This window comes from Streptomyces sp. NPDC087845 (assembly GCF_044742755.1).
Lineage (GTDB): Bacteria > Actinomycetota > Actinomycetes > Streptomycetales > Streptomycetaceae > Streptomyces.
In genome coordinates this window covers 1-24,500 of sequence record NZ_JBIUVC010000036.1, presented here as the reverse complement: position 1 = coordinate 24,500, position 24,500 = coordinate 1, and the positions used below count along the sequence as shown (strand labels likewise).

The window sequence follows — 24,500 nt, the reverse complement described above, 5'->3', positions numbered from 1 at the left end:
CGAAGTTGGACCATAGCCGTCGCGCTTCTAGGGAGTGCGATTCCAGTGGTCGGGGTCGGAGCGACTCCGGCAACCGCCCATGACGGAGCGGCCTCGACAGCGGTCGACGGGACTCCTGAGTCGAAGGCTAGTGTTCTCGCGGGGGAGACCGGTGAACGAGTGGCCGTGGACGGGGCGACTACCGAATCGACCCAGGTCTTCGCCAACCCGGACGGCACCTTCACGCAGGAAATGAACGCCGCTCCGGTCCGTGCCCGCAAGAGCGACGGAGCCTGGGCCTCCATCGACACCGCACTCGTGCGTGAGGCCGACGGCTTGGTGCAGGCGAAGAACACGACTGCCGGTGTCACCTTCTCGGGCCGCGGCAGCGGAGACACGCTGGTGACGCTGGAGGACGAGGGTCACAAGCTGCAGCTCGGCTGGCCCACCGCACTGCCCGAGCCCCGGCTCGACGGCGACACCGCCACCTACGCCGACGTCCTCCCGGACGTTGACCTGCAACTGACTGCGCTGAGCTCCGGCTACACCTCGGTGCTCGTGGTCAAGGCCGCGGAGGCTGCAAAGAATCCGGCGCTCGCGACGATCAGGATGACCGTCTCCGGCAATGGCCTGGACATCGCCCCGACGGCCGATGGCGGTTTCGTCGCGCGCGACGGCGACGGTTCCCCGGTCTTCGAGAGCCCGGCAGGGCGGATGTGGGACTCGGCCGGTGACACCCCGGCAGCGGGCATCACCACGCAACTCGACCGCACCGTTTCAGCAGAGCCGGAGGGCGAACCGGAACTAACGCATACGGCCCTGCTGACCGACGCCGAGGGTGAACCCGCCCCCTCGGAGGGCCCCAGCAGCGGTGACGCGACGGCCGAACTCCCACTCAAAATCAACGAAGATTCCCTGGAGATCACGGCTGATCAGGCCCTGCTCCACGGTAAGGACACTGTCTTTCCTGTCTACATCGACCCGCCGACCAAGGGCATCGCACTGGGCGACTGGACGGCGCTTTCCTCGGACGGTGACAAATTCTGGGAGTTCGACGGGGATAAGGGCGTGGGGCGCTGCTCCAACTCCGGCCTATACCTGTGCTCCAACAGCCCCTACACCCAGCGCCTTTACTTCGAGTACCCGCTCTCCTCGATCCACGGCAAGAAGATCCTGGACGCCACGATGGAGGTGTACCAACTGTGGACGTTCAACTGCGATCCGCACTGGTACGACCTGAGCCGCGTGGACAAGGGCATCTCCTCCAGCACTACCTGGTCGTCCCGCCCCACCGGGGTAGACCTCATGGGCGACCGGAACGTGGCCTACGGCCGGGGCAGCCTGTGCAAGCCGGCACAGCCGGCGAACTGGGTACGCTTCAGCGACAACGTGGACGAGGAGACGAACGAGAACCTGACGACGACCCTCGCCTCCTACGCCACGAACAAGACGTCGCAGATCACCTTCTCGCTGACCGCACACGACGAGTCCGACGCGGCCTCCTGGGCGCGGTTCCGCAACGACGCCAAGCTGTCGGTGACCTTCGTCTCCTACCCCGACAAGCCGACCTCGTACGGCGTCCAGCAGGGCACCACCGGACGTGCCTGCAACGCCTCCACGCTGCCATTCGCCACCAGTGACACCACGCCGAAGATGCTGGCCACGGTGCAGTCGGCCGACGGCTCGAGCTCTCAGCTGCGCGCCTTGTTCGAGGTGTGGAAGGCGGACGGCTTCAGCCGCGCCTGGTACGCGGCCTCCCCGGACGCCGCCTGGGTGGCCGACAACGCCCCCCCGCGACGCGACCTCCAGCGCGCTGCGGCACAGACGGACTACAGGATGCGGGTCAAGACACAGGCGTACTACAAGACGGACCGAGGCGCCACCGGTGTGCTGGACTCGGCCTGGTCGTCCTGGTGCTACTTGCGGGTAGACACTGATTCGCCACCGCCTCCGGTGGTGACCAGCGCGGACGGCGTCTACAAGTCGGCCGAGACCGATCCGGCCGCGGGCGGGGTGGGCACATCGGGCAAGTTCACCTTTACCCCTGCGGACACCAATCCCACCATGGCCGGTATCCAGTCGGACGTCGTCAGCTACAAGTGGAAGCTGAACAGCGGCGCGGTCTCCGCTCCGATCACCGTCGCCAAGGGCGCGGCCACCACCCAGACGATCACGCCGAACCAGGCCGGTGAGAACACCATCCAGGTCTGGGGCTACGACGCGGCAGCTCACAGCTCGCAGACCGGCTACTACAGCTTCTTGGTAAAGGGTGCCGAGAAGCCCTCGGGGGTCTGGCACCTGGACAACAGCGGTGCTGACAGCACTTCTGCGAGACAGCACCCGCTGACGCTGGGCGGCTCGTCCGCCTACACCGCGCTGGCACGATCCGGTGCAGGGGCGCTGAAGCTCAACGGAACCAGCGACTACGCCGCCACCAGCAGTGCCGTGCTCGACACCAGCAAGTCCTTTGCGGTCTCCGCATGGGTACGTCCGGCCGACATCTCTCGCAGCCAGACGGTCCTCTCGCAGCAGGGCACCAACCTGTCCGGCTACGCCCTGCACTACTCCGCGTCGGCCGGGAAGTGGGCATTCAGCAAGTACGCCAGTGATGCCGTGGGTGCTGCCGCCGTCCGTTCGTACTCCACCGCGCAGCCGGTAGCGAACACCTGGACACACCTGGCAGGTGTCTACAACGCGGCGGACCAGACCATCCAGCTGTTCGTCAACGGAGTCCCGCAGGGCCAGCCGGTGACCAGCACGACCGCCTGGAATGCCAGCGGCCCGATGCAGTTCGGACGATTCCACTCCGGCACCAGCTACGTCGAGAACCTGAACGGAAGCCTGGACGAGGTCCACGTCTGGTCCCGTGCTGTCACGGACACCGAGATTGCGCACGACGCCTGGCTGGAGGACGAGGACATCAGCGATGGCACCGCCGGCGACCCGGTCCCGGCGCTCGTCGCCAAGTGGGACGCCACCGACATAGCCAACGCCGCCGGCACCACGGTGAAGGACACCAGCGGCTACGGCCGGAACCTGATACTCAACGGGGCCGCGCTCACCCAGTTCACCACCGGAGACCCGGAGATCGGCGAGGAGGTCACGACCACGCAGACGATGACTCGCCCGTCATGACCACAGTCCTGGCGCTCACCGACTCGACCGAGGACATCCAGCACTTCTGTCCCGCGGGTTCGACGTTCGTCTTCCGCATCCGGCTGCTGCCGGCTCACGAGCACACCTACGAGCACTTCGAGGAGATCTATCGCTCCCTCAAGGAGTCGTGCGACCTCTCGACGATCGACGTGGTGGTCGCGGAGTACGCGGAGTCGCTCCCCTTGCTGTACTTCATGCGCCGCGACGGCTACTCGTGCCCCGCCCTGATGATCCCGCACAACAACCCCTACCCCCTGCACATCCTGTGCTATTTCCTGCTCGTCGCTGCTCACGCCCACCCCGGTGACCTGGTCCTGTGCGGCTCGCGCCACGCACAGCGCGCGTATGAGCACCTCACTGGCATCCCGGCGCGGGCCCTGTGCACCTTCGGCATCTCAGACGTGTACCGCCCGCTGCCACGTGATGCGTCCCGGTAACACCTGGGGCTGCCACTCGACCGCACCATCCTGCTGTACACGGGCCGCTTCATGAACGACAAGGGCCTTGAACCCCTGCTCACCGTCGCACGCACCCTGCACAAGGAAGACCCACGCATTCTGCTCGTTCTGTCGGCGACGCACATCGACCCGCACTACTACAACCGGCTGGCGGGACGGATGGAGAACATCGTCCTCTTCCACCGCCTGGACAAGAAGCAGACCGCGTACCTCTATAGCTCCGCCGACCTCTTCGTGTCTTGCGCGACCAGCGTCTTCGAAACGTACGGGAAGTCGCCGCTAGAGGCGCTGGCGTGCAGGGTGCCCGTCGTGGTGCCGCGCTGGGACGGCTTCCCGTACTACGTCGATGACACCAACGGAGCACTGGCCGCAGTGGAGTTCCTGACGGAGCCGGTGGACCCGGTCGCCAACCCGTACGAGTTCGCCCGCGTGGATGTCGACGACTGCGCGGCCGCCTGCCGCCGCGTGCTGGCCAGGCCCGGTCCGCTTGCCTACGAGGTGCCCGAATGGGCCCGCTACGAGCACACAATGAGAACCCTGCCGGGTTGATCGAGGGCATGGCCTAACAACACCGGCACAGGCCCGCGCCGGTGCGCCAGGAGGGCCCGCGCCCGCTCGACATCGCACGCCACCCCAAGCCGGTGGCCGCCCTGCTGGAGCACTATGGACTCACCGACGCTGACACGCTCCTGCAACGGGCCGATCAGCTGGGCCTGCTGAACCAGAGCGACCCGGGAGAGCAGCGGCTGCTACGCGATCTGCACAACGAATTGTTCACAGTGATGGACAGCGAGACCGCTCGCGTCGGGCAGAACACGTGACACGCCCAACCCGACGAAAGGGCGTCCCAGGATGACTGACCGGCCGACCGGTGAGCACGTGCTCTTCGAGGAAGTCGCCCACGCCTACGACCAGTTACCTGTGGAGTTCTTCGGTTCCGTCGGTGAACGGCTAGGGTCTGTTTCTTGGATCATGTTCGGAGCCAGATCGCGAGGGCCGCGAGGGTGACGGTGCCGAGGTAGATGTAGGCGCGTTTCTCGTAGCGGGTGGCGACTGCTCGGAAGCCCTTCAGCCGATTGATGGCCCGTTCGACGGTGTTGCGCTTCTTGTAGCGCTCGCTGTCGAAGCCGGTGGGCCGGCCGCCTCGGGAGCCCCGGTTCTGCCGGTGTTTCTGCTGGTCGAGGCGTTCGGGGATGGTGTGCCGGATGCCGCGTCGTCGCAGGTGGCGACGGTTTCTTCGGGACGTGTAGGCCTTGTCTGCCAGGACGTGATCTGGTCGGGTGCGGGGCCGCCCGACTCCGCTGCGGGGCACGGAGATCTGCTCCAGCACGGCCTCGAGCTGGGGGCCGTCGCCGTAGTGGCCGGGTGTCAGGACGAAGACGAGAGGGCGGCATCGTCCCTCGGCGGCGAGGTGGATTTTGGTGGTGAAGCCGCCTCGGGAGCGTCCCAGGCATTCGCCGATCTGACCACCTCCTCCAACCGGACGGCCAGTTTCCGCAGCACCGGATCGACCTGGTTCGTCCCCCGAACCTTCCCCTTTTGAGGACCCTCGGCCGCCGGCGCCTTCCGCGCGCCGGCAGCGTGCTGATGGGCTCGCACGGCGGTCGAGTCCACGGACACATCCCAGTCGATCCGGCCCGCGGCATCCTCGGAGGCCTGGATGCGAGACAGCAGCATCTTCCAGGTTCCATCAGCTGACCAGCGACGATGCCGTTTGTAGACGGTCTCCCACGGCCCGAACCGCTCCGGCAGGTCCCGCCACTGGACACCCGTCCGCACTCGGTAGAGCACTCCGTTGATCATCCGACGGTGGTCACTCCACCGACCCCCGCGCCCACCACCACGAGGCAGGAATGACTCCAGTCGATCCCACTCCGCATTCGTCAGATCCCCACGACCCATCCCACCACCCTGACCTCAACACCCCACCCCTGTCAGGAGATCCGAGAAACAGTCCCTAGTGCCCTGAGTCGGGAATTCGGATCAGATATCCGGCGAGGCGCTCAGAACGCCGTGCAGGGCTGCTCTATGCGGCGAAGCCGACGTTGGTGACGTACTCGTACTGCCCCCACTGCGACCCCAGGTTGACGATGACGTCCTCCCAGGCGTCGTCCAGGCCCTGGTGGTCGCCGGATGCCCAGGCCTCGACGATGCGGTCCCAGCGGCGGACGTTCATCGTGCGGTACTCCACCATCTGCTGAAGCGGCCGCGGCACCTGCGACTGGTTCAACGGATGGATCTCCACCCGCGTCCCGCCAGCAGCGTTCAGGCAGTGGACCGCCGACCAGCGCCGCGCCTACACGGCCGGAACGCTGGAAGCCGGGCGGGTCGCCGAACTGGAAAAGCTCGGGATGGTGTGGTCCGAGCAGGACGCGGCCTGGGCGGACGGGATCGCCGTCGCCAAGCAGTACGCCGCCGCCCACGAGCACTTCCTCCCGCCGACCGCCGCGGTGCGGGAAGGGCATCCGATCGAAGTGTGGGCGAAGAACGCGAGGGCGGCGGCACGTAGGGCGCGGGAGAACGAGGAGCTCCGGGCGGCCGGCCGTCCTGTGCGGTCGGCGGCCGGGTCGATGACCCAGGCACGGCGGGACGAGCTGGACGCGATCGATCCGGGATGGTGCCCTGCCTGGGACACCAAGTGGCAGCGGTGCTACCGCCTCGTCCAGGACCACGTCCAGGCCGACGGAACGCTCCCGGAGGCTGCGGGCGACGTCGTCGTCCGGAGCGAGAGGTACTCGCCGGCCGCCTGAAACCGTCCAGGAGAGCGCCCTGGTCACGGCTATGACTTCGTGCGGCCTGCTGAGGCTTGCTGAGTGTCCGCGCCGGAGCTGGCATCTTGCCGCTGGGTCTCCTGTGGGCCGTGCCAGTCCAGGCACATCACGGTGGCATCGTCTTCGAGCCGGCCGCCAGCGGCGTCCAAGACCGCGGACGTCAGCGTCAGTGCGGTCTCCCGCGGATGCAGGTCCCGGGTGCGCTCCACCAGGGCGAGCAGGTCGACATTCTCCCCATGACGTTCGAGCATGCCGTCGGTCAACATGAGCAGACGGTCGCCGGGGCGCAGATCAATGTCCTGAACGCGGTAGGGGTGGGGGGCGGGCAGGGACAGGCCGAAGGGATGGTCTACCTCGCAGGTGATCACCTCCGGAGCCCCCTCGCGCATGCGCAGCGGCCAGGGGTGGCCGGCGTTGACGAGCTGAGCCTGGCCGGTGTGGAGGTTGATGCGCAGTAGTTGCCCGGTGGCGTGGCCGTGGGCGTGGTCGGCCAGGGCCTGGTCGGCCCGGTGGGCTTGCTCGGCCAGGTCGGCTCCTGCGCGGCGGGCGCTGCGCAGGGCGCTCACCAAGACTGTGGCGGCCAGGGCGGCGTCGATGTTGTGGCCCATGGAGTCGGTCACCGACAGGTGCAGGGTGTCGCGGTCCAGGGCGTAGTCGAAGGTGTCGCCGCTGAGGTCTTCGGAGGGCTCCAGGCTCCCGCACAGTGTGAACTGTGCTGCCTCGCACGACAGTGACATGGGCAGCAGCTGGTACTGGATTTCTGCAGCCAAGGTGGAAGGCCTGGGGCGTTTGCCCCAGGCGTAGAGATCGGTGAACCGCCCGTTGGCGATCACGATGTAGGCCAGGATGTGGGCGGCTTCCCTGATCGCATTGAGGAAGTCCTCGCTGGGGTCGGCCGGCAGGAGCAATTCCAGCAGCCCGATGGCATCCCCGCGGTTGGTGACCGGCGCGATCACCCGCTGTTCCTGACCGGTCGCCTTCTGATACAGCCGCTGGGTACGGATCACCTGCTCGTAGACGCTGCCGAGCAGGGGGAACCGCTCCGCTTCCCGCCCCAGAGTGCCGGCGACGGGCAGCCGCGCCACCGCCTTCCCCGTCAGGTCCACGATGAGGAAAGAGACCTTCGTAGCTTTGAAACGCCGCCGCAGGTCCTCCGCGACCACATCGACGGCCTCCACCGGCGCCGCCATCTCCGCAGCTGCCAGCAACCGGGCAAGTTCGTTGTGCTCAGCACCCACGACCACGCTCCCTACCAGCGCCCCTCATATCAGCTTGGGAACCGCCACGGGGAGCGTCAATCTGTGACCAGTCACAGTAAAGACCGCCCCGGCCTCGTCCAGGCGCGATCAACACCCCGAAGCGCAACAAGACGCCCTAAAAGCCGCAGGGTACGAACAGATCTTCACCGACAAGGCGTCCGGCAAGCTCGCCCGCCCGCCCAATCTCGACAAGGCCTTCCTCGTCGCGCGATCGTGTCCGCGGGCAACCTCGCGGAGCACCGGCCCCCGCATCAAGGTCGTCGAGCACGTCCCGCAACCCGCGCTCCTGCGCCACGCCGGCCTGTTCGTGACGCACGGCGGCCGGGCATCCCTGCTCGACGCGGTGCAAGGCGCAACGCCCGTCTTGGTCATGGGCGTTCTCGCCGACCCGCCCGACACCGCCGCCGCGTTCGCCCGGCGCGGCCTCGGGTGCACGCTGGGTGCGGCGCCGTTTCTGTGCCGCCGACGGCCCGTTTGTCCACATGGCGTGCCGCCGCCCGGCTGTGGCTGCCGCTCTTGGCCCTCGGGCAGTGGATCATCCGTTGCGGCCGGGGCGTGGGTCGGGCCACGCGGCCCGCAGCAGGGCGGTCTCGGACGGGGAGAGCGGGCGATGGCCAAGAGCGACGTCGTCCTGATCGAAAGCCCACTCCCCGTAGAGCAGGACCGCCATGCCGTGCTCGTCGTCGGTACACACCGCCCAGCGCCCGATGTTGCTCTGAATCGACCATTCGTAGTAGCGCAGGCCGCCCGAAGCGTCCTGGCTGGACGTCATCCGGGCCCCATCCGGAGGAAGCAAGTCCTCCAATGAGCCGGCAGTCGAGGGCGGGATTCTGTCTGCAGCCTCGAGCAGCTTCGTGAGCTCCTCCACTCGGACTCGCAACCAGGCGTACCCGCTTCCCCGGGCGAGCACGGCAAGGGGCGTGCAAGCGATCAGCGCACAGTTCCGCATCAACTCCGGATATTCGTCCAGCCCGTTCAGCGCGGCGAGAGCAGGCTCGAACAGCGCCCAGAACGGGACTCGGCCATCGGCGAGGAAGGGCCCGTGCACCCTGACCACCCGCTCCTCGCCGGGCAGCGGCAGCGACTCCGCTCTGGGGAACAGCTCACGCGAGTCCAGCGGCAGGCTGCAAGGAGTGCCGTCCGCCCACTCCACACGCGCTGTGCCAGCCAGCGCGGCCCAGCGCGGCGCAGGACTCTCCGACCAGGCGGGTCGGGCGCACCCCGAACACGTCGGGCACGGCACGGAGACGGTGATCGACATCTCGACATGATCGCAGATCACCCAACAAGCCGGAACCGTCTCCACACCCCAGCAGGAATCACAGCCAGTAGCGGCCACCAGCCGCACCACGCCCCGACCGAGGCCCCAAACCCAGCCTATCCGCGCGGATTCTAAGCGTTGAGGTCTCGACGCACCCGATCTGGGAGTCGCTGAGTGGCCCTGACCTTGTGAAGGGCCGGATGGCGCTGATGCACGCCCACGAGGAGTCCGCGGGTCAGGCAGCGTAGTCGTGGTCGACCCTGGATCAATATCCCGCCTGGACAAGCTGCGGGCCTTGGAGGCCTGGCTGGACTGGCAGCTGCGCAAGACCCGCGCCCGGATCCAGGACATCGAGGCCCGGGAGCGGCAGGGGCAGCAGGCGTTGCGTGGCGAGGAGCCGCGTGAGCAGGGGGGACGCCAAGCTGAGGAGCGGCGCCCGCGTACCCCGGACTGGGGTATCAGCGACGTCGGTCTCGGGTCTCCGACCGCCGAAGTACACCGCGGTGACTGCTGGGCCGCGGGGAGGCCGCTGCGGGCAGCCACGCTGGAACAGCCACTGTCCGCCCTCGCCGACGGGGTGCCGGCTTGTGAGGCGTGCCGACCGGAAACCGTGCTCGGCGCACCGTGACCTCACGGCCGACAGCGTGCATCAGGCCCCCACCTGCGAAGAAACCCGTCTCACCGCCTCCGTTGATCAGCCAACTGCGCGGCCTTGGGACATGCTCCAGGGCAAGAAGCTCCGCGGACGCGCTCTCCTGATCAGTCCCGCCCCCACGGGGACGCTCCGGCTGCCCAGGCGCGGCGCAGGTCCGGGTAAAGCTCTTCCTGGTCCACCGGCAGCGTGGACTTCACGTGTCGAGTCCACTCGTCCGTGATCACCTCTGTCACGTTGTTCTCGACGGCGTCGAGCGCCTGCGCGACGACGTCCTCGGGGGCGATCTTCGCTTCGGACACGTCAGCGGCCATGTCCGTGTCGATGAACCCAGCGTGCACGCCGACCACGTGCGTGCCCTGACCGTGTAGTTCCACCCGGGCCGCGTTGGTCAGCGCCCATTCGGCGGACTTCGACGCGCAGTAGGAGGCGTTGAACGGCACCGTGTACCAACTGACCACCGACAGCATGTTGACCAGTGCGCCGCCGCCGTTGCGGGCCAGCACCGGTGCGAAAGCCCGGCACATCTCGAGGGTGCCGAAGTAGTTGACTTCCATCTCGGTACGGGCGGCTGCGGTGTCCGGTGCGGTGATCAGCGGACCCAGCAGCATCGCGCCTGCGTTGTTGACCAGCAGGTCGACATCGCCACACCGTTGCGCGACTGCCGCGACCGCAGCTCGGTCGGTGATGTCGAGATCGATCGGCTTGACCCGAGGATCGGTGACCGAAACCATGCTCGCGTCCCGCGCGGCCGCGTACACGGTTGCCGCGCCGCGAGCGAGCAAGGCCTGGGTGAAACTGGCACCGAGACCACGATTGGCACCCGTGACGAGAGCGACTGCTCCTGAGATCCGCATGACATCAAAGGTGCGCCATCAACTCGAGATCCGTCCAATCCTGCTGTGATACCCAGTAGACATCACAGCAGGAACATCGGGGGTCGTCCGAGCAGGCATCGCATAGCACAACGGCGCCTGACCAACTTGGCTGCACCGCCACGGAGCGCCGGACGTCGTCCATCGCCTTGCGTAGCCCGGCTGTCACCTCCCGGGCCCGCGCCGCGGTGAGCGGCGGCCGCGCTGGTTCGGCGACGTCGTCCTGGTCCTGGTTGTGCTCGCCCATGTCCCCATCGTCCTGCGGAGCGGCGGGCCCGGCCAGAGCGCACGGAAGCACGGGCATAGGCGTCGGCCGGCGCCCCAGGCGGTACGCGGGCCGGGCCAGGGTCGTTGAGCCGGGCATGAAGCTGCCGGAGCGGGTCAAGGTGCTGTCGGATGTGGCGTGCGAGGTGTGGGAGGCCGCGATCGCGGACGGGTGGTCACCGTCGGCGGCGTCGGACACGCTGGCCACCGTGGACGCCCTGGTCGCCGCGCTCGCCCGGATCGGGCCGGAGACCGAGGAGCTGCTGGCACCCGCCCTCGCCGCCACCGCGAAGACCCGCACACTCTTCGTGAGGTCGCAGGACGCCCGGGGGGCCACCGGCCTGTCGGGCGCGGCCCGGCCGGACTCGGCTCCGGCGCCGGAGCCGGCGGGGCGGCACACCGTTCCAGAATTCTGGATCACCCGGAACGTGGCGGTGGCCGAGCAGCTGTGGTGGGGCGCCCAGGAAGATCTGGGTGGGCCGCTCGCGGACATGTTCGCCGCGCTGCCGCCCCGCGCCATGGAAGAGGCGGTCCTCCGGCGCCTCCAGGGCGAGGTCTGGCACGCGGTGCTGGAGGACCTGACCCGCCGTGTCCTCTGACAGGTGATCTTGACCTGTCTGGTCAACTGTGGCGGGTGGCGGTCCCGGCCGGCCCGGTCAGGCCAACACCGCCTCCGCGAAAATCAACGACGCCCCAGTGCCGTCGCTGCACCGGCCCGGGCAAGCGGCAAAGGCAGGCCACAGGGCTTTGCTCCAACGAAGGCCGCACCGGGGCGGGCCCGCCCCGGGCCGCGCCCTGGCGGGCGGACGTCACTCGTCGGCAGCCCGACGCTCGATGACACAGTCCGGGCCGGGGTGAACCAGGCCCGAGTGCCCGTCCTCGAATTTCACCACGTAGGGCGGTTCACCGTCGGAACCACGTACCTCGACGATCTCGCCACGACGGTCGGTCTGGCCGACACTCCGGCTGTACATGTGAATGTGGTCCCCCACGCTCGCCCGCATGTCGCTGCTCCTCCTTGGAGTCCCCGGCCGGCCACGCTGATCGGGCCGACCACGCCCGCATCAGATCAGAGAACCAAGTCCACACATAACAACGTTCACCCGAACAGGGCACAGCTGGCGCCCTCGGCGGCTGGGCTTCACCGCGCGAGGGACCTCCGGTGAGTCGGTCAAAGTCACGTGGCAATGCGGTCCGGCGCCCCTGCTCGTCCCCGACGCCAGAACCCGGCCTTCATGAGCACTCGACCTGATGCGGGGTTGCTGGTGCGGTGCTCGGCGGTGATCCGCATGACGGTGTCGCCGACGGGGAGCAGGCGGACTGCGGCGGTGGCGTGACCGTTGCCCCAGGTGTCTTCGCGCAGGATGTAGGCGAGATGGCCGGTTCCGTCTGTGGCGCGTAGTCGGATGATGCCGATCAGGTCGCCGTCCACGTCGATGCCGAGGACGTACAGGGTGCGCGGTCTGTTCCGGCCGGGTGCGTGGGCAGATGGTGATGCGGCTGCTCGGGACCGTTGTGGTCCTGGCCGTGTACGTCCCCTGCCGCCCGCAGGAGGGGAACACGATCCCATGCATATCTGAGGGGTTTGAACGGTGTCGGGTCATTCTTTCGAGGGACGGGGGAGGTTCACCACCAGAGGTGAACCGCGATCAGCGAGAGCATGCCTTTGACAGATCGTCACATTCCCGGAATCTGGAAGGCGGGCACTCCCATGCCTGTTGATGGCTACTCGGCGGCTCCGTTCGCGCTCGACCCCGAAAGCGTTGCAACGCTGGACGCGATCCGCGAAGCGATGCTGGACCCGTCGCCGCGCCGCATCGGCCGGCTCGACCAGTGGGGCCTGGCCGACACCTACGAGACGTACGCCGAGATCGCCGAGTACCGTGAGACCCCGATCATCATGGCGGACGGGACCCAGATCGACGCGGCGCTGAGCATTCCGCGCAACCTCGCGCCAGGCCAGACCTGTCCCGTGGTCGTCATGCCTGCCCCGCTGGTCACGATCGGCCGCACGGCCTATCTCGGCATGTTCCCGCGCCTGGCGCTCGGTGGCTACGCCGTTCTGGCCTACAGCCAGCGGGGTCTGGCCGGCTCCGGCGGCGAGATCCACGTCGCCGGGCCGCAGGACGTGGCCGACGGCGTCGAGATCCTCGACTGGCTGACCGGACTGGAGGGCATCGACGCGGACCGGATCGGTTGCTTCGGTGCGTCCTACGGCGCCGGGACGAGCCTGCTGCTGGCCGCGAAGGACAGCCGGGTCAAGGCCGTGGCGGGCGCCAGCGCCTGGGGAGACCTGTTCGCCTCCCTGTACGAGAACGACACCCGGCACACCGCGGCCTTCGAGGCGCTCGTCGCCCTGTTCGGCGAGGACCGGTGCTCCAAGGAGTTCCGCGTGGTCATCGAGAAGATCCGCAACAACATCATCGACGACGAGGTGAAGGAGTTCGCCCGGGTCCGCTCGCCGAAGCAGTACCTGAAGGAGTACAACGACAACAACCTGCCGGTCCTGATGACCACGTACTGGCACGAGACGATCTTCTCGGTGCCCGCCGTCGTCAACTTCTTCAAGGACCTCCAGAGCCCCAAGTCGCTGCTCGTCCAGATCGGCGACCACGGCAACGGCGAACTGCCAGGCCTCCTGGGGCTGATCGCCAAGCCGACCGAGACGGCTTACCGCTGGCTGGACCACTACCTCGGCGGCACGGCCGGCAACGGGACGCAGCCGCAATTCGGGGTCCGCTCGGAGTACATGCACAACCTCCTGTCCGAACTGTCCCACGACAGCTGGGAGGACTACGTCCTGCCCCGCAAGCGGTTCCACCTCGGCGCCGCGGCCTCCAGCAAGGCCGACGCAACGATGGCCGAAGGGCAGCCGCAGCCAGGCTGGACCCGTTCCCTCAACGCAACGGGCGAGAGCACCGAGGCCGTTGTCGCCCCACAGCTCGTCAAGACGGGCTTGGCCGAGCGCGTAGGCCTGCCCCATACCTACAAGACCACCGCCGTCGACCGCGACCTCGCCGCGGCCTGGACCACGGCGCCCCTGGAGCAGCCGATGCGCGTCCAGGGCGAGCTGGAGCTGCGGGTCACCGTCAAGCCGCAGGCGGCGGGGGACGCCACGATCGTCGCCTACCTGATGGACTTCAACCCGGCGACCGGCAACGCCCGCATCATCACCCACGCCCCGTACACCCTCACCGGCCGACCTGCCGGTCAGGCCACCACGGTGACCTTCCCCCTCCAGCCCGCTCACTACGTACTGGGCAAGGGCCGTCAGCTCCAGCTGATCATCGACTCCCACGACCCGTTCTTCTCCGACGCCAACACCACCCCGTCCACCATCGAGCTCTCATCCCCGAAGAGCACCGAGGCCTACCTCGACATCCCCCTCGCCCCCCTGCCCTGACGGCAGCACCCCGCAAGCCCCACAGTTGACTCTGGTCCGGTCCGTCGAAGAGCGGACCGGACCAGGCACTCCTACCCCACCCCCGGCTCCGCGTACCTGCCGAAAACGACCGTGACAGGACAGCGAGGACCAGACATGAAAGATGAGATCAAACCCCACGTACGGGGCAAAAATCCCCGCTCGGCGCGCAACGCAATGAGAATCCGACAACTCGAACGAGAAGTAGTGAGAATCGGACAGCTTCACTGCGACAGGACAAGGACGATCAACCTTCCCTGCCCCACGGCCTCGCCGGTGACAAAGGCCTGCCTATGTGACAACTACCGTGCTTCGGCTCAGTAATTGATGCTCGCCATAAAAGGGCTCCGAATTCAGTAGTCGAGATCCAGGTAGTCGATGTCGTTGATTTCGACCTCCGACAGTCCCATGGCGCGGCCACCACTGTCCTGGAAATAGACCTCCTTAAACCCTTCGGCGATGATTCCACGCATCTCCCGGTCGCTGGCCCCGGCGTCGCGGGCGTCGAACAGGCGTTGCGCGTACGTCGCGGGGAGGTGGACGGTGAGGCGGCGGAAGCGGCCGTCGTCGGTCGTGCCGACCGGCGCGGTGTAGCCGAACCGGGCCCGCGTCTCCACCGTGATCCCGGTGGCGGCGGCCTGCTTCCGCCGGCGCTCCCTTCTCCAGCAGGTCGACCGCCCACAGCATCGACTGAACGCCCTCCAACTTCGCCAGGCCGGGCGTGGGCCCAAGGCGGAACCCACCGGGCTGCGGCTTACCGGACGCCGCGTACGGCAGGAAGTCCAGCGGGCTCTCCCCCGGCGTGGCCTCGTCGATGTCTAGGGGGTTCTGGCACAGATCTTGGGGAGCCGTCGCGGAGCGTTACCCCGATGCTCGATTGCGAGGAGACGGGTGCGCGTGAGACCGCGTACGCCTTGTTGCCCAACGCTCGAAGTTGACGCTCCATCAGATATCTGTCGTCCGCCGCTGCGGTCGGTTGTGGACGGTGATGGTGCTGGTTATGCAGCCCTATGCTCCGTTCTGGGAATCGCTGGTGTTCGACGGGATCGGCGATGTGGATGTCGAGGCGGTTACGGCCGCGTTCGGCACGGTTGAGGTGGTGGCGAAAGGCCGGGCCGCCGGCGGTCTGTGCCCGGACTGCGGCCGCTTCTCGGACCGAGTCCACGACCGATATCAGCGCAGGCTGAAGGATCTTCCGCTCGCTGAACAGGGCTTCGTGATCCGGCTGACGGTCCGGCGCTTCATCTGCGGGGCGGCGGACTGCCAGCGCCGGACGTTTGCTGAGCCGTTCTCCGGGCAGGCCGCCCCGCACGCACGGTTCACCAAGAGGCTCAACCACGCCCTGGAGAGGGTGGGGCTCGCGCTGGCCGGGCGGGCCGGCGCTCGGCTGTCGGCCCAGCTGGGCTTCGGCGCGGGGCGGATGACCTTGTTACGCAGGGTCATGGCATTGCCCGATCCACGGTTCAGTACTCCGCGTGTGATGGGACTGGCCGGACGACCAGTGCGGCTGCTGTGGCGCACCCAACGCGGGCAGGTCCGCTCCTGGGTCCCACAGCTCTTCGCCCGGCATACCGACGGCACCGCCCTGCTCGCCGACTGCCCCAGCCACACCGACGCCGGCGGCGAACGCGCCCAGAACACGGCACGGGCGATGGAGGAGGCGTGCGCGCACATCGGCTGGACCTACCGGCGCCTCCCCCCGCTCGACGACATCCTGGCGGCCAACCTGAGATGGCTGGCCGGCTACCGCCACCCCCGCAACGCCGGCCGCCCCGGCCTGACGTCGGCAGTCCTCGAGGCGTTCGCGCGGCCGCGGCCGCTGATCGAAGGCGCCGAAGCGACCGGTGACCCGATCGAAGTCCTCTCCACCGTCTTCCACTCCCTGTGGCACGGACAGCTGACAACAGACCTGAATACGCCGCTGCACGAACGCGTCCTGCTCGGCCCCGGGACTGGAGCGGTCCGGGCAAGACAGGAGGAGTCGGGTGACTGCGCGGCGCGATGCCCGGCCTGTGGTGAAGGTCGGGGCCCATGTCCGCTTCCGCGGGGTGAAGTGGCAGGTGGTCGCCTTGTCCGGGCAGACCATCCACCTCGTCGGCCCGGACGGCGGTGGTGAGGCCGTGCTCGCCGGGTATCTGTTCGCCGACCCCGGCTTCACTGCCATCGGGGCCGACGTGCCCCAGGCGGCCCCGCAGTGAGGGCTGTTCGAGACCGCCCCCGCCACGGCGCGCGAGAAGGCACTGGCCTGGCAGCGGCACGTGAGAGAAGTCGAATGCGGCCTTGCCGACGGGCCCGGCAGCGAAGGAGCTGTACGGGAGCAGTACGACCCCAAGCAGCACACGCTGGCCGAGCGGGAGCAGGCCAAGGCAGAGGAGCTGATCGCGCTCGGCTTCGGCCGTGTCTCGCGCACCACGGTGCAGCGCATACGCCTGGCCTACTGCAAGCAGGGCCTGTGGCGGCTTCTCGACCACCGCACCACTCGCGCCTCCAGCCCCACCGGGCGGGCCGACGAACGGGTCGTCGCCGCGGTCCGCGAGGCGCTGCGCCGCCGGCGCGGCCGCTCGGACCGTCCCCACCCCAGAGCTGCCATCGCTCCGCCGTCCGTCCCGCCTTCCCAGTCAGCCGCGAAGGCCTTGGGCGGGCCGGGTCGGCGGCCCTGCTCCCGACAGCCATGCCACCTGAATGGCGCAACATGATGTGCCATCCACATGGGCGAAGGTCAAGCTGGCTAGTGCCCCAACCGAGGCAATCCGTGAAAGGGGAACCAAATGCACATTCGACGAATCCTCGCCGCCCTCATCGCCACGGCAGCCCTCGCCGGACTCGGCCTCACAGGCGCCGCCACCGCCACCGCCGCCACCTCACAGGGTGCCCCATCCTACGTCACCCCTTCTGAGTGCAAGCAGGGCGGCGGAACGCCCGCGATCAATGAGCCGGGCAACCCCTGCAAGGGCGGTACGCACGACGGGGAGCCGGTCGACTAACACCCCACAAGGCGCCCCGCAGCCACGCGCCGCGGGGCGTCCGCGCGAGCGCTGCACCGTGCAGCGGGATACAGCAGCGCCCCGGACCACCTGGTGGTCCGGGGCGCTGCGTGGGTGCTCGGGAGGCTCCTACGCCTCAACGTACGCGACGGGTCGAAGACGCCGAGCGGGGATGACCTTCGCGACCGGCTCGTCCTGCGTGCCGTCCGCTTCCTCGTCGTCGTGAGGCTGCGGGTCGCCTGCCCTGGGTGGCACCGGTTCGGGCTCCGGCAGCCGCGGCCCGGTGCCTTCGGCGGCGGCCCTGGTCCAGGCGGCGACTCTCCGGTCGCGCCGGGACGGCCGCTTCCCGCCGCTGCCAGGGCCCTGGTTGGCCCGGATCAGAAGCTCTGCGACCGCCTGGGTGATCTGTTCCTCGGTCGGGTCACTCTCGGCCTGCTGACGCAGGTCGGCCGCGGCGTGGTCCCAGGCCAGATCGCCGAAGGGCTGCGGGACGGTGCCGAGGTGCTTCCAGGGGACGGGGATCCAGCCGCCCTCCCAGTGGTTACGGACCCAGATCCAGCTGGCGTCGTAAGGGTCGAGGTGGATCTCCCACAGGTTCTTCTTGCGGGCGACTCCGGAGGGCTGGCGACGCAACGGGCCCAGATCCGCGCAGTCGTAGATGCGGTGGCTGATCTTGATGCCGTAGGAGTTGACCGCCCGCCAGGTCGCGGGCAGCAGTTCGACGTAGTCGTCCCCGGTCAGGGCCAGGGGGACGTAGCCGGCACTCTCGAGAAGGCTGGCGTACTTCTGGTTCGGCGTGAAGGTGCGGCCGGACTGCCGGGGTCCCGGAGCCCGTCATGCTGCCTGTTCTGCCACTTGGCGATGAGCCACTCGTCCAGAAGTTCCTGGATCTCCAGCATCGACCACAAGGGCTCGTCCTCAACGTTCCGTCCGCGATGCTCGGCCGTGCGGCCCAGGTAGCCGGGGAGGAACTGGCAGAACAGCGTGGCCACCGATTCGAGTGTCCGCTCGATGTGGGGCTTCTCCGCAGGTGAGCGTGGGTGGCAGGGTTGAAAGTTGATCTCCAGGGTTCGGCATGCGGCGCGGAAGTTCTCTGAGCACTATCAGCTGGCCGCTGCATCCCGCACGGGCGTGGACTTGGGCACCCGTCCTGAGAGCCGTTCGCTTGGGATTCTCTCGACAGTGACTCGATTCTCGACTACTAACGAGATTCGCAGGTCAGCACGATCCATCACCTGCCCCAAGTGAGACTCGGGGTAGTAACCCCAGGTGAGAGGCACCGAAGCACAACAGCCAAAATTCTCAGGCTATCCACGAACTCAGCAGGTCGATGAGTGCCCTTGCCCACCGCGATGCGGCAGGAATTCACACTCAACGCCCGACCAGCGAAACAATCCCGACCTGACATGCCGTCACTGACATTCACCACTGACACCAAACCGGCACATCGCAGCGGAGCCGCTGCCGTCCCGCCCGGTACGGGCCTGCGGCGCCGGCGGGCCGGGGTCTTCTCAGCCTCGGGTCCACAGTTGCTGGGGTTCGTCGCTGTTACAGGTGGTCACCAGCGCCTTGACGCCGTTATAGGGGGTGGAGTCGATCTCCAGGCAACGGTTGGTTTCAGTGTTCTTCAGGATCTGGCCTGCCGCGGTGGTGGTTTCCATGCGCCAGTGGACATAGCCTCCGCTGTACTCGTCACCGCAGCGGGTGGTCACGGCAGCGGAGTCGTTGCTGTAGGGCGCTGCCAGGCAGTGTCCGCTCGCGCGGTTGACCAGCTCGAAGGTGTCGCCGTCCGAGCGGCGGAACATCCACGTGTAGGTATCGCTGGAACTGCAGGTCCCGAAACTGGGGTAGACGGAATCGTCGGCGGATAGGCACTGGTGGGTGGCTGCGTTCTTGAGGCGCGAGACGGATCCCGGGGAGAGCGTCGCGGGCGATGAGGGCACCATGTTGCTGTCTCCGGACGAGCCGCCTTTGGACGAGCCGCCGGCCGCGCCTTTGGTGGGGTCCGTGCCGCTCCCGCCGCCGTTCGACGAGCTGCCGCCCCCCGTGGAGCCGTTGCCACCTGTGGAGCCGCTGCCTGCTATGGAGCTGCCGCCTGTGGCTTGGTGGGGTGTTGTTGCTGTGACGGAGGTGTGGGGGAACGGCCCGGTGAGGCAGAGCCGTCCGTTGGAGGCTTGTGGATGGACGTCTGGTCCGGCTTGCCGTCCGCAGTGCCCTTGTGGTCGTTCCGGTCGCCAGGCAGCTGGGTGCCGGCGTAGACAGCGAGGGAGACGACCACGACACCGACCGCGATCAGGGAGAGGACGTGTCGCCGCCGCTTGGTGTCACGGTGTGCGAGAGCGCGATCTACCGCCATGCCGAGCGCCGTCGTCGCCGCCGGTACCACCGCCGCCACGGCCCGTCCCGGATTGCCCATGATGTCTCCTGCTCACGAGCTGTTACGCAGGAGACGCTACGGGCGGGGACGGACCGCGGCGGTCATGCCAGGGGGCCAACCAGCCCCTGAATACCCGGGTATGACACCCCTACGGGCTACCGCCCGCTTCTTTGGGCGGTGGGCCTCCAGCCCCGCGCCCGGTGTCAGTTGTTGTTGTTGACCTTGGTGTAAGCGGCGCTGTAGCCGGTGGGGCAGTAGAGGGTGTCGGAGCCGTCGCCCGTGTACCAGCGGCCGTTGACGGTCACCTGGGCGCCGTTAACGCTGTTGCTGTTGCAGACCAGGACGAGTTGCCAGCTGTTCTTGGGGAGGGTGGTCTGGCAGCTGACGGAGCCCCAGTTGCTGCCCTGGGACGTGAAACAGAAGGAGGTTGCCGAGGCGGAGGGGGCGGTCATCACTCCGGCGGCCACAAAGAGGGCGGCTCCGGTGCCGAGGACTGCGATGCGACGACGCATGACGTGCTCCTGTCGATGACGTGAAGAGGGCGTGCGCCAGCATGTCGAAGATGTGAACGCCTGTACATACACGTGTCACATTTGACTGAAACCGATCAATCGGTTCCGGTTGTGGAGAAGCGGCTGCCGTGACCGCCGGATGCCGCTTTCACCACGCACGCCGGTCACGCGCATGCCCGTCACGCACGCCTGTCACCGGGGTTGAACTCGACCCTGATCTTCCCGAGGTCGTAAGCACCGGCTGGCATGAACCCCCACCACTCTGTTCTCCATGATCACGCGGATGAGCCGCCGACTGGCCCGGCCACGAGCCGACGGCCGGCACTGAACGCCCCCCGACGCCTCCTGGAGCAACCCCCCGCGCTCGGCCAGGCGCATGGCCTTCGACCGCACCCCTTCGACCTTCGCCGCGACCGCAATGTCGATGCCCAGTGCCGCCGCAATGTCCTTGGCCCGCACTGGCTCGTGGCCCGGCCGGTCCTGAAGCACGTTCAGGATCCGCTGGTTGTCAAGCGAGAGCACCGACACCGGAAGTCCCTCCCGCCAGGGCGGCACGATCGCTCCCGGCACCAACGCGGCCACCGGCACAGGAGCAGGCATTTCCTCGCCTTCGGCCTCCGCCACGGCGGTGATCTCTTCAGCAGACGCGGCCAGGGCGTCGACGAGCTCTTCGCGCGCGATCACCCGCCGGTCCAACTCGATCTCAGCGGCCTCCAGCGCTGCGGCCATACGGGCCGCCGCGGTCAAAGAGGTGCTGCGCAGCCGGCGGGGGCGTTCCAAGGGCACGGTCAGCGGGCTGATGCCGCTGGTCGAACAGCTTCTTGAGGAACGGCACGGGGGTGCGGTGCCAATGCCGCCCCAGGCCACGTTCTACCGGCTCGTCCGCCAACTCGCCCATCCCGCCGACCACCCGGGGCGGCCGGTCCGTAATCCACCGATCACGGAAGGACGGCGCGCCATGACCCCGACCGTGGCGTTACGGCCCGGGGAACAGGTCCAGATCGACACCACTCGCTTGGATGTCCTCGCGCTGTTCGACGACGGGACGCTGGGGCGGCCCGAGCTCACGATCGCGATCGATGTGGCCACACGGGCGATCCTGGCGACGGTGCTGTGTCCGGGCGGGACGCAGGCCGTGGACGCGGCGCTGCTGCTCGCGGAGATGGCCGTCCCGCACCCGGCCCGGCCTTCCTGGCCCGAAGCCCTGCACTTCACTCATAGCGCTGTGCTCCCGGGCGGCCGGCTGCTGTCGCTGGACGAGCGCCTCAAGGGCGCGGCCGCCCGGCCGGTCGTGATGCCGGAGACGATCGTCGTGGACCGCGGGAAAGTGTTCGTGTCCAGGGCGTTCACCGCGGCGTGTGAGACGCTCGGGATCAGCGTGCAGGTGGCGCCGCCGTTCACGCCGACCGCCAAGAGCATCGTGGAGCGCACCTTCGGGTCGATCAACTCCCTGTTCTGCCAGCATCTGCCTGGCTACACGGGCTCCGACGTCACCCGCCGCGGCAGAGACATCGAACGCGAGGCGTGCTACACCGTCGCCCAGCTGCAGGACCTCCTCGACGAATGGCTCGTGCACTGGCACCACCGGCTCCACGAAGGACTGCGCCACCCCGTACTTCCGCGGGCCGCGCTGACACCGAACCAGATGTGGGCCGCTCTGGTCGCGGTCGCCGGGTACGTGCCGGTCCCGCTGAGCGGCAGTGGCTACCTGGAATTGCTGCCGGTGCGGTGGCAGGCCATCACCGAACGCGGTATCCGTATCCATCACCACACCTACGACTCTGATCTGCTGGGCCCCTACCGGGGCCAGGACTCCGATGTGACGGCCCGCGGCCGGAAATGGGAAGTCCACACCAATCCCCACGACGTCCGCCAGATCTGGGTCCGCCTGCCCGAAATCGGGCTGACGGGAATCCCCTGGATCCACCGCGAGCACGCACCACCCGTTCAACGACCGCACCTGGCAGTACATCCGCACCACCGTCACCCGCCACCTGGACGCCGACCGGTACGAGGCCGGCCTCGCCGACGCCCTCGACCAGCTCATGCGCCGCGCCCGCACCGGGCATGCCACCCCCACCGAACAGCACCTGATCACCCGGACCGCACCCACCCGAACCTCCCTGCCCGCGCAGCGGTCCCCGGGCGGCCCGGAGGACCCGGACGGGCCTGTCGGCGAAACAGCCCCCGAGACGGACACCGACAGCCTGGACGACCTCGACGACACCCCCGACGAGCCACCACACCCCGGCCAGGACACCGGTGAAGACGAAGACGGCTTCCCCACCGCCTCCTTCACCGGGTACGGGCTGTATGACACCCGTGCGGAGGCCCTGAAGTGGTGAACCACAGCCCGTCCACGGCCCGGGGCAGTCGCCCTGTCGGCACCCGCGACGAACACGTGGGCAGCGGGCCCGAACAGGGGGCTGCGGGTACTGTCCCCGAAACGGGCGGCGTTTCCTGGCCGGTGACCACCTGGCAGGGCTGGCAGCAATTCACCACCACACCACCGCCCGCGCCTCCCGAGCCCGGAGCCCCGCCACGCAGCACGGAAGAACGCCTGGCCTACCACTCCGCGTTCATCACCCTCCGCACCCCGGTCATCGACACCCTCGCCACCAGCGTCCGCACCCTGATGATCCTCGGCCGCCACCAGACCATGACCGCCCGCCCTTCCCTGATCGTCACCGGCCCGGCAGCGGCCGGGAAAACCACCGCGCTCCTCCACGTCGGACGCACCTGACACCTCGCCCACACCCACCGCAACCCGACACCACCCGGCTCAGCACATGCCCCGGTACCGGTCGCGTACGTCCTCGTCCCGCCCGGAGCCACCGCGAAAACCCTCGCCACCGAATTCGCCCACTACCTCGGCGTCCCCGTCACCGCTTGGATGACGCAGGCACAGATCACCGACGCGGTCTGCCACACCTACCAGCAGGCCGGTGTCCGCCTCGTGCTCATCGACGAGATCCACCGCCTCACCCCCCGCACCACCACCGGCGCCCAGACCGCCGACCTGATCAAAGACCTCACTGAACGCATCCACGCCACGTTCGTGTATGCGGGCATCGACGTCACCACGACCGCCTTGTTCAGCAGTGTGCGTGGTGCGCAGCTGGCCGGGCGGGCCTCACTCATCGAGTGCGGGCCGCTGCCCGCCCGGCACGGGACACACGAGCCGTTCAAAGAACTCATCGCCGGCCTTGAGGACGCCCTCGACCTCCAGCAGCATCGGCCCGGGGCCCTCCCCCGTCATGCCGCTTATCTCCACCAGCGGACCGCGGGCCGGATCGGGAGCCTGACCCGGCTGGTCCGCCAAGCCGCGATCACCGCCATCCTCGACCGCACCGAACGGATCACCAAGCAGAGTCTCGACCAGGTCCCTCTGGACCACCTCGCCGAAACCCACCACCGGCCCACCCCGACACCAACCCGGCCCCGTTCCCGTACACGACGGCCCTGACCCCCGCCACCGCCATGACCAGGAAGAATGGTCCTGACCAGCAAAAATACGGTCGGTGCCATCAGACGCAGAAGCTACATGCGACAAGCCCTCACGCTCTCAACGAAGTTGACACAACCCCAGGTCAGCCAGCTCATCACCAGGCCAAAAGACACTACGACTTGTTCTCACCCGATCATCAACACCCCAGCTCACACACCACCCACCACCACAACTAACCACCCCCCAGCGTTAGCGCGAAACGACCCGCGATCCGGTGCATCAGGCCCTCGAATGCGTCCTGCCATCGGGCCGGGTCTACGCTGTTACCTGCGGCCACCGCTTGATCGTTCGTTGTCTTCACAAACCACGAGGATCACCGGTGGCCGCAACCATCTCGTCCCCGGTTCGCATGGCGGGACCGCGCGGCGACGGCCGGGATGCTAGGCCATCCAGCAGTACAGGCCGTACCCCCGCACCTCGGCGGAGCGGGCCAGGTCCGCCAGATCGCTCAGGAGTTCCCCCACCATCTCCGGGTCGAACGCCTCGCCCTCGGCGGCCCGTTCCTGGATCCACAGCTCGCCGACCCCGGCAAGGCGATCCGCCGAAGCACCGGCCAGCGCCCCTTGAAGGGCAGCCGAGATGACGAACAGAAGCGGGCCGCCCTCTTCTCCCGGGTCAGCAATCGTATGCGGCTCGTCGGATGCGACGAGCGCCTCGAAGCTCTGCCCGGTGAGCAGGCTCTCCCACTCGATCAACGCCTCGGAGGCATCGAAGTTACCGCAGCTCAACGAGCCGAAGACTCCGTCCGGCCCGCTACCTACGATGCTTGCCGCCGAGGTGTCGTCAGGGGCGATGAAGTACTTGATGATGATGCTCACCCGTGCATGGTGTCTACTCAGACTGCCTCGGGACAGCCCCCGCACGAGCCCAGGGAACCCAGCCGTAAGCCATCAAGATCACGATCTACAGCCGGAGTACTAGCCTCGGCCTTTCAGTGCGACGTGAAGTCGCTGTCATGCAGTGGTAGTTGCAAGGAGAGGAGTCAACTACTCCGGCCTGTGACCGATGGCCGGTCCCCAGCCT

27 protein-coding genes and 5 pseudogenes are annotated in these 24,500 nt (G+C 68.1%); 16 read left to right on the top strand and 16 right to left on the bottom strand.

The window, feature by feature from the left end:
* The first annotated feature begins 159 nt into the window (after nt 1-159).
* Genes ACIOMQ_RS40705 through ACIOMQ_RS40690 form a run of 4 tightly spaced genes read left to right on the top strand, consistent with a single transcriptional unit; the run spans nt 160 to nt 4,414 of the window.
* The gene (locus ACIOMQ_RS40705; RefSeq protein ID WP_402192761.1) at nt 160-3,114 is read left to right on the top strand and encodes a LamG-like jellyroll fold domain-containing protein; all 2,955 of its coding nucleotides are present in this window, start codon (nt 160-162) and stop codon (nt 3,112-3,114) included.
* Nucleotides 3,111-3,572 carry a hypothetical protein gene (locus ACIOMQ_RS40700; protein WP_402192758.1) on the top strand — a complete coding sequence of 154 codons (462 nt, stop codon included), beginning with the start codon at nt 3,111-3,113 and terminating at the stop codon, nt 3,570-3,572. Before ACIOMQ_RS40705 ends, ACIOMQ_RS40700 begins: the two co-directional genes overlap by 4 nt.
* Before the next feature lie 3 nt (nt 3,573-3,575).
* Complete coding sequence (locus tag ACIOMQ_RS40695) at nt 3,576-4,142, top strand: glycosyltransferase (protein WP_362212359.1); 567 nt, start codon at nt 3,576-3,578, stop codon at nt 4,140-4,142.
* Between the two features lie 41 nt (nt 4,143-4,183).
* On the top strand, nt 4,184-4,414 hold the full coding sequence (locus ACIOMQ_RS40690; RefSeq protein ID WP_402192756.1) for a hypothetical protein: 231 nt from the start codon (nt 4,184-4,186) through the stop codon (nt 4,412-4,414).
* A gap of 149 nt (nt 4,415-4,563) precedes the next feature.
* Here the strand turns inward: ACIOMQ_RS40690 and ACIOMQ_RS40685 are convergent.
* Nucleotides 4,564-5,495 (bottom strand): IS5 family transposase gene (locus tag ACIOMQ_RS40685; protein ID WP_402192753.1). Its coding sequence is split into 2 segments (ribosomal slippage): nt 4,564-5,145 and nt 5,148-5,495, totalling 930 coding nucleotides; the frame shifts between segments, so codons are not numbered across the junction.
* Nucleotides 5,496-5,619: 124 nt separating this feature from the next.
* Nucleotides 5,620-5,862 (bottom strand): annotated as a pseudogene (locus ACIOMQ_RS40680) (transcriptional regulator); the annotation flags it as partial.
* 82 nt (nt 5,863-5,944) lie between these two features.
* Here ACIOMQ_RS40680 and ACIOMQ_RS40675 point away from each other — a divergent pair.
* Nucleotides 5,945-6,343, top strand: a complete 399-nt coding sequence (locus ACIOMQ_RS40675) for a helicase associated domain-containing protein (protein ID WP_402192750.1) — start codon at nt 5,945-5,947, stop codon at nt 6,341-6,343.
* Between the two features lie 29 nt (nt 6,344-6,372).
* Here ACIOMQ_RS40675 and ACIOMQ_RS40670 read toward each other — a convergent pair whose 3' ends face one another.
* Nucleotides 6,373-7,554: a PP2C family protein-serine/threonine phosphatase gene (locus tag ACIOMQ_RS40670; RefSeq protein WP_402192769.1), complete on the bottom strand. Its 1,182-nt coding sequence runs from the start codon at nt 7,552-7,554 to the stop codon at nt 6,373-6,375.
* A 376-nt stretch (nt 7,555-7,930) separates the two neighbouring features.
* Between ACIOMQ_RS40670 and ACIOMQ_RS40665 the strand changes: the two are divergent.
* A pseudogene (locus ACIOMQ_RS40665) lies at nt 7,931-8,002 on the top strand (hypothetical protein); the annotation flags it as partial.
* Nucleotides 8,003-8,158: 156 nt separating this feature from the next.
* Here ACIOMQ_RS40665 and ACIOMQ_RS40660 read toward each other — a convergent pair.
* Nucleotides 8,159-8,884 (bottom strand): hypothetical protein, encoded by a 726-nt coding sequence (locus ACIOMQ_RS40660; RefSeq protein ID WP_401944584.1) that lies wholly within the window; start codon nt 8,882-8,884, stop codon nt 8,159-8,161.
* Between the two features lie 295 nt (nt 8,885-9,179).
* On the opposite strand from ACIOMQ_RS40660, the gene ACIOMQ_RS40655 reads away from it, so the two are divergent.
* Nucleotides 9,180-9,512 (top strand): DUF6233 domain-containing protein, encoded by a 333-nt coding sequence (locus ACIOMQ_RS40655; RefSeq protein WP_402192748.1) that lies wholly within the window; start codon nt 9,180-9,182, stop codon nt 9,510-9,512.
* Nucleotides 9,513-9,643: 131 nt separating this feature from the next.
* On the opposite strand, the gene ACIOMQ_RS40650 is transcribed toward ACIOMQ_RS40655, so the two are convergent.
* A complete protein-coding gene (locus ACIOMQ_RS40650) occupies nt 9,644-10,393 on the bottom strand; it encodes an SDR family oxidoreductase (protein ID WP_402192746.1) in 750 nt (249 codons plus the stop codon).
* 4 nt (nt 10,394-10,397) lie between these two features.
* A complete protein-coding gene (locus ACIOMQ_RS40645; RefSeq protein WP_362212717.1) occupies nt 10,398-10,658 on the bottom strand; it encodes a hypothetical protein in 261 nt (86 codons plus the stop codon).
* 115 nt (nt 10,659-10,773) lie between these two features.
* Between ACIOMQ_RS40645 and ACIOMQ_RS40640 the strand changes: the two genes are divergently transcribed.
* A complete protein-coding gene (locus ACIOMQ_RS40640) occupies nt 10,774-11,274 on the top strand; it encodes a hypothetical protein (protein WP_401271531.1) in 501 nt (166 codons plus the stop codon).
* A gap of 210 nt (nt 11,275-11,484) precedes the next feature.
* Here the strand turns inward: ACIOMQ_RS40640 and ACIOMQ_RS40635 are convergent, their stop codons facing one another.
* Both ACIOMQ_RS40635 and ACIOMQ_RS40630 read right to left on the bottom strand, forming a co-directional pair.
* Nucleotides 11,485-11,679: a DUF1918 domain-containing protein gene (locus ACIOMQ_RS40635; protein WP_401271534.1), complete on the bottom strand. Its 195-nt coding sequence runs from the start codon at nt 11,677-11,679 to the stop codon at nt 11,485-11,487.
* A 173-nt stretch (nt 11,680-11,852) separates the two neighbouring features.
* The gene (locus ACIOMQ_RS40630) at nt 11,853-12,245 is read right to left on the bottom strand and encodes a GNAT family N-acetyltransferase (RefSeq protein ID WP_401989223.1); all 393 of its coding nucleotides are present in this window, start codon (nt 12,243-12,245) and stop codon (nt 11,853-11,855) included.
* A 141-nt stretch (nt 12,246-12,386) separates the two neighbouring features.
* On the opposite strand from ACIOMQ_RS40630, the gene ACIOMQ_RS40625 reads away from it, so the two are divergent.
* On the top strand, nt 12,387-14,078 hold the full coding sequence (locus ACIOMQ_RS40625; protein ID WP_401944525.1) for an alpha/beta fold hydrolase: 1,692 nt from the start codon (nt 12,387-12,389) through the stop codon (nt 14,076-14,078).
* 371 nt (nt 14,079-14,449) lie between these two features.
* Here the strand turns inward: ACIOMQ_RS40625 and tpg are convergent.
* Nucleotides 14,450-14,755 (bottom strand): annotated as a pseudogene (tpg, locus tag ACIOMQ_RS40620) (telomere-protecting terminal protein Tpg); the annotation flags it as partial.
* Nucleotides 14,703-14,900 (bottom strand): annotated as a pseudogene (locus ACIOMQ_RS40615) (hypothetical protein); the annotation flags it as partial. The pseudogenes ACIOMQ_RS40615 and tpg, both read right to left, overlap by 53 nt.
* A 196-nt stretch (nt 14,901-15,096) precedes the next feature.
* Between ACIOMQ_RS40615 and ACIOMQ_RS40610 the strand changes: the two are divergent.
* From ACIOMQ_RS40610 to ACIOMQ_RS40595, 4 genes are all read left to right on the top strand, one after another.
* Nucleotides 15,097-16,212, top strand: coding sequence for a TnsA-like heteromeric transposase endonuclease subunit (locus ACIOMQ_RS40610; RefSeq protein WP_402192744.1), 1,116 nt, complete (start codon nt 15,097-15,099; stop codon nt 16,210-16,212).
* The gene (locus tag ACIOMQ_RS40605) at nt 16,166-16,294 is read left to right on the top strand and encodes a hypothetical protein (protein WP_362212564.1); all 129 of its coding nucleotides are present in this window, start codon (nt 16,166-16,168) and stop codon (nt 16,292-16,294) included. Before ACIOMQ_RS40610 ends, ACIOMQ_RS40605 begins: the two co-directional genes overlap by 47 nt.
* 60 nt (nt 16,295-16,354) lie before the next feature.
* Entirely contained in the window at nt 16,355-16,792 is a 438-nt protein-coding gene (locus ACIOMQ_RS40600; RefSeq protein WP_401271545.1) for a hypothetical protein, read from the top strand.
* Between the two features lie 72 nt (nt 16,793-16,864).
* Nucleotides 16,865-17,080, top strand: a complete 216-nt coding sequence (locus tag ACIOMQ_RS40595) for a hypothetical protein (protein WP_362212570.1) — start codon at nt 16,865-16,867, stop codon at nt 17,078-17,080.
* Between the two features lie 129 nt (nt 17,081-17,209).
* On the opposite strand, the gene ACIOMQ_RS40590 is transcribed toward ACIOMQ_RS40595, so the two are convergent.
* The 5 genes from ACIOMQ_RS40590 to ACIOMQ_RS40570 all read right to left on the bottom strand — a co-directional run bounded on the left by ACIOMQ_RS40590 (nt 17,210) and on the right by ACIOMQ_RS40570 (nt 20,698).
* Nucleotides 17,210-17,713 (bottom strand): hypothetical protein, encoded by a 504-nt coding sequence (locus ACIOMQ_RS40590; protein ID WP_401760113.1) that lies wholly within the window; start codon nt 17,711-17,713, stop codon nt 17,210-17,212.
* Nucleotides 17,714-18,591: 878 nt separating this feature from the next.
* On the bottom strand, nt 18,592-19,026 hold the full coding sequence (locus ACIOMQ_RS40585) for an RICIN domain-containing protein (RefSeq protein ID WP_401760290.1): 435 nt from the start codon (nt 19,024-19,026) through the stop codon (nt 18,592-18,594).
* Between the two features lie 134 nt (nt 19,027-19,160).
* Nucleotides 19,161-19,496, bottom strand: coding sequence for a hypothetical protein (locus tag ACIOMQ_RS40580; RefSeq protein ID WP_362212580.1), 336 nt, complete (start codon nt 19,494-19,496; stop codon nt 19,161-19,163).
* Nucleotides 19,497-19,660: 164 nt separating this feature from the next.
* Nucleotides 19,661-19,969 carry a hypothetical protein gene (locus tag ACIOMQ_RS40575; RefSeq protein WP_362212583.1) on the bottom strand — a complete coding sequence of 103 codons (309 nt, stop codon included), beginning with the start codon at nt 19,967-19,969 and terminating at the stop codon, nt 19,661-19,663.
* A gap of 192 nt (nt 19,970-20,161) precedes the next feature.
* Nucleotides 20,162-20,698, bottom strand: a complete 537-nt coding sequence (locus ACIOMQ_RS40570) for a hypothetical protein (protein WP_401271553.1) — start codon at nt 20,696-20,698, stop codon at nt 20,162-20,164.
* A gap of 22 nt (nt 20,699-20,720) precedes the next feature.
* Between ACIOMQ_RS40570 and ACIOMQ_RS40565 the strand changes: the two genes are divergently transcribed.
* The 3 genes and pseudogenes from ACIOMQ_RS40565 to ACIOMQ_RS40555 all read left to right on the top strand — a co-directional run.
* Nucleotides 20,721-22,235, top strand: a complete 1,515-nt coding sequence (locus ACIOMQ_RS40565) for a hypothetical protein (RefSeq protein ID WP_402192740.1) — start codon at nt 20,721-20,723, stop codon at nt 22,233-22,235.
* 201 nt (nt 22,236-22,436) lie between these two features.
* A complete protein-coding gene (locus ACIOMQ_RS40560) occupies nt 22,437-22,712 on the top strand; it encodes a hypothetical protein (protein ID WP_402192737.1) in 276 nt (91 codons plus the stop codon).
* 30 nt (nt 22,713-22,742) lie between these two features.
* Nucleotides 22,743-23,435, top strand: a pseudogene (locus ACIOMQ_RS40555) (TniB family NTP-binding protein); the annotation flags it as partial.
* A gap of 422 nt (nt 23,436-23,857) precedes the next feature.
* On the opposite strand, the gene ACIOMQ_RS40550 reads toward ACIOMQ_RS40555, so the two are convergent.
* The gene (locus tag ACIOMQ_RS40550) at nt 23,858-24,295 is read right to left on the bottom strand and encodes a hypothetical protein (RefSeq protein ID WP_362212989.1); all 438 of its coding nucleotides are present in this window, start codon (nt 24,293-24,295) and stop codon (nt 23,858-23,860) included.
* Between the last annotated feature and the right edge of the window lie 205 nt (nt 24,296-24,500).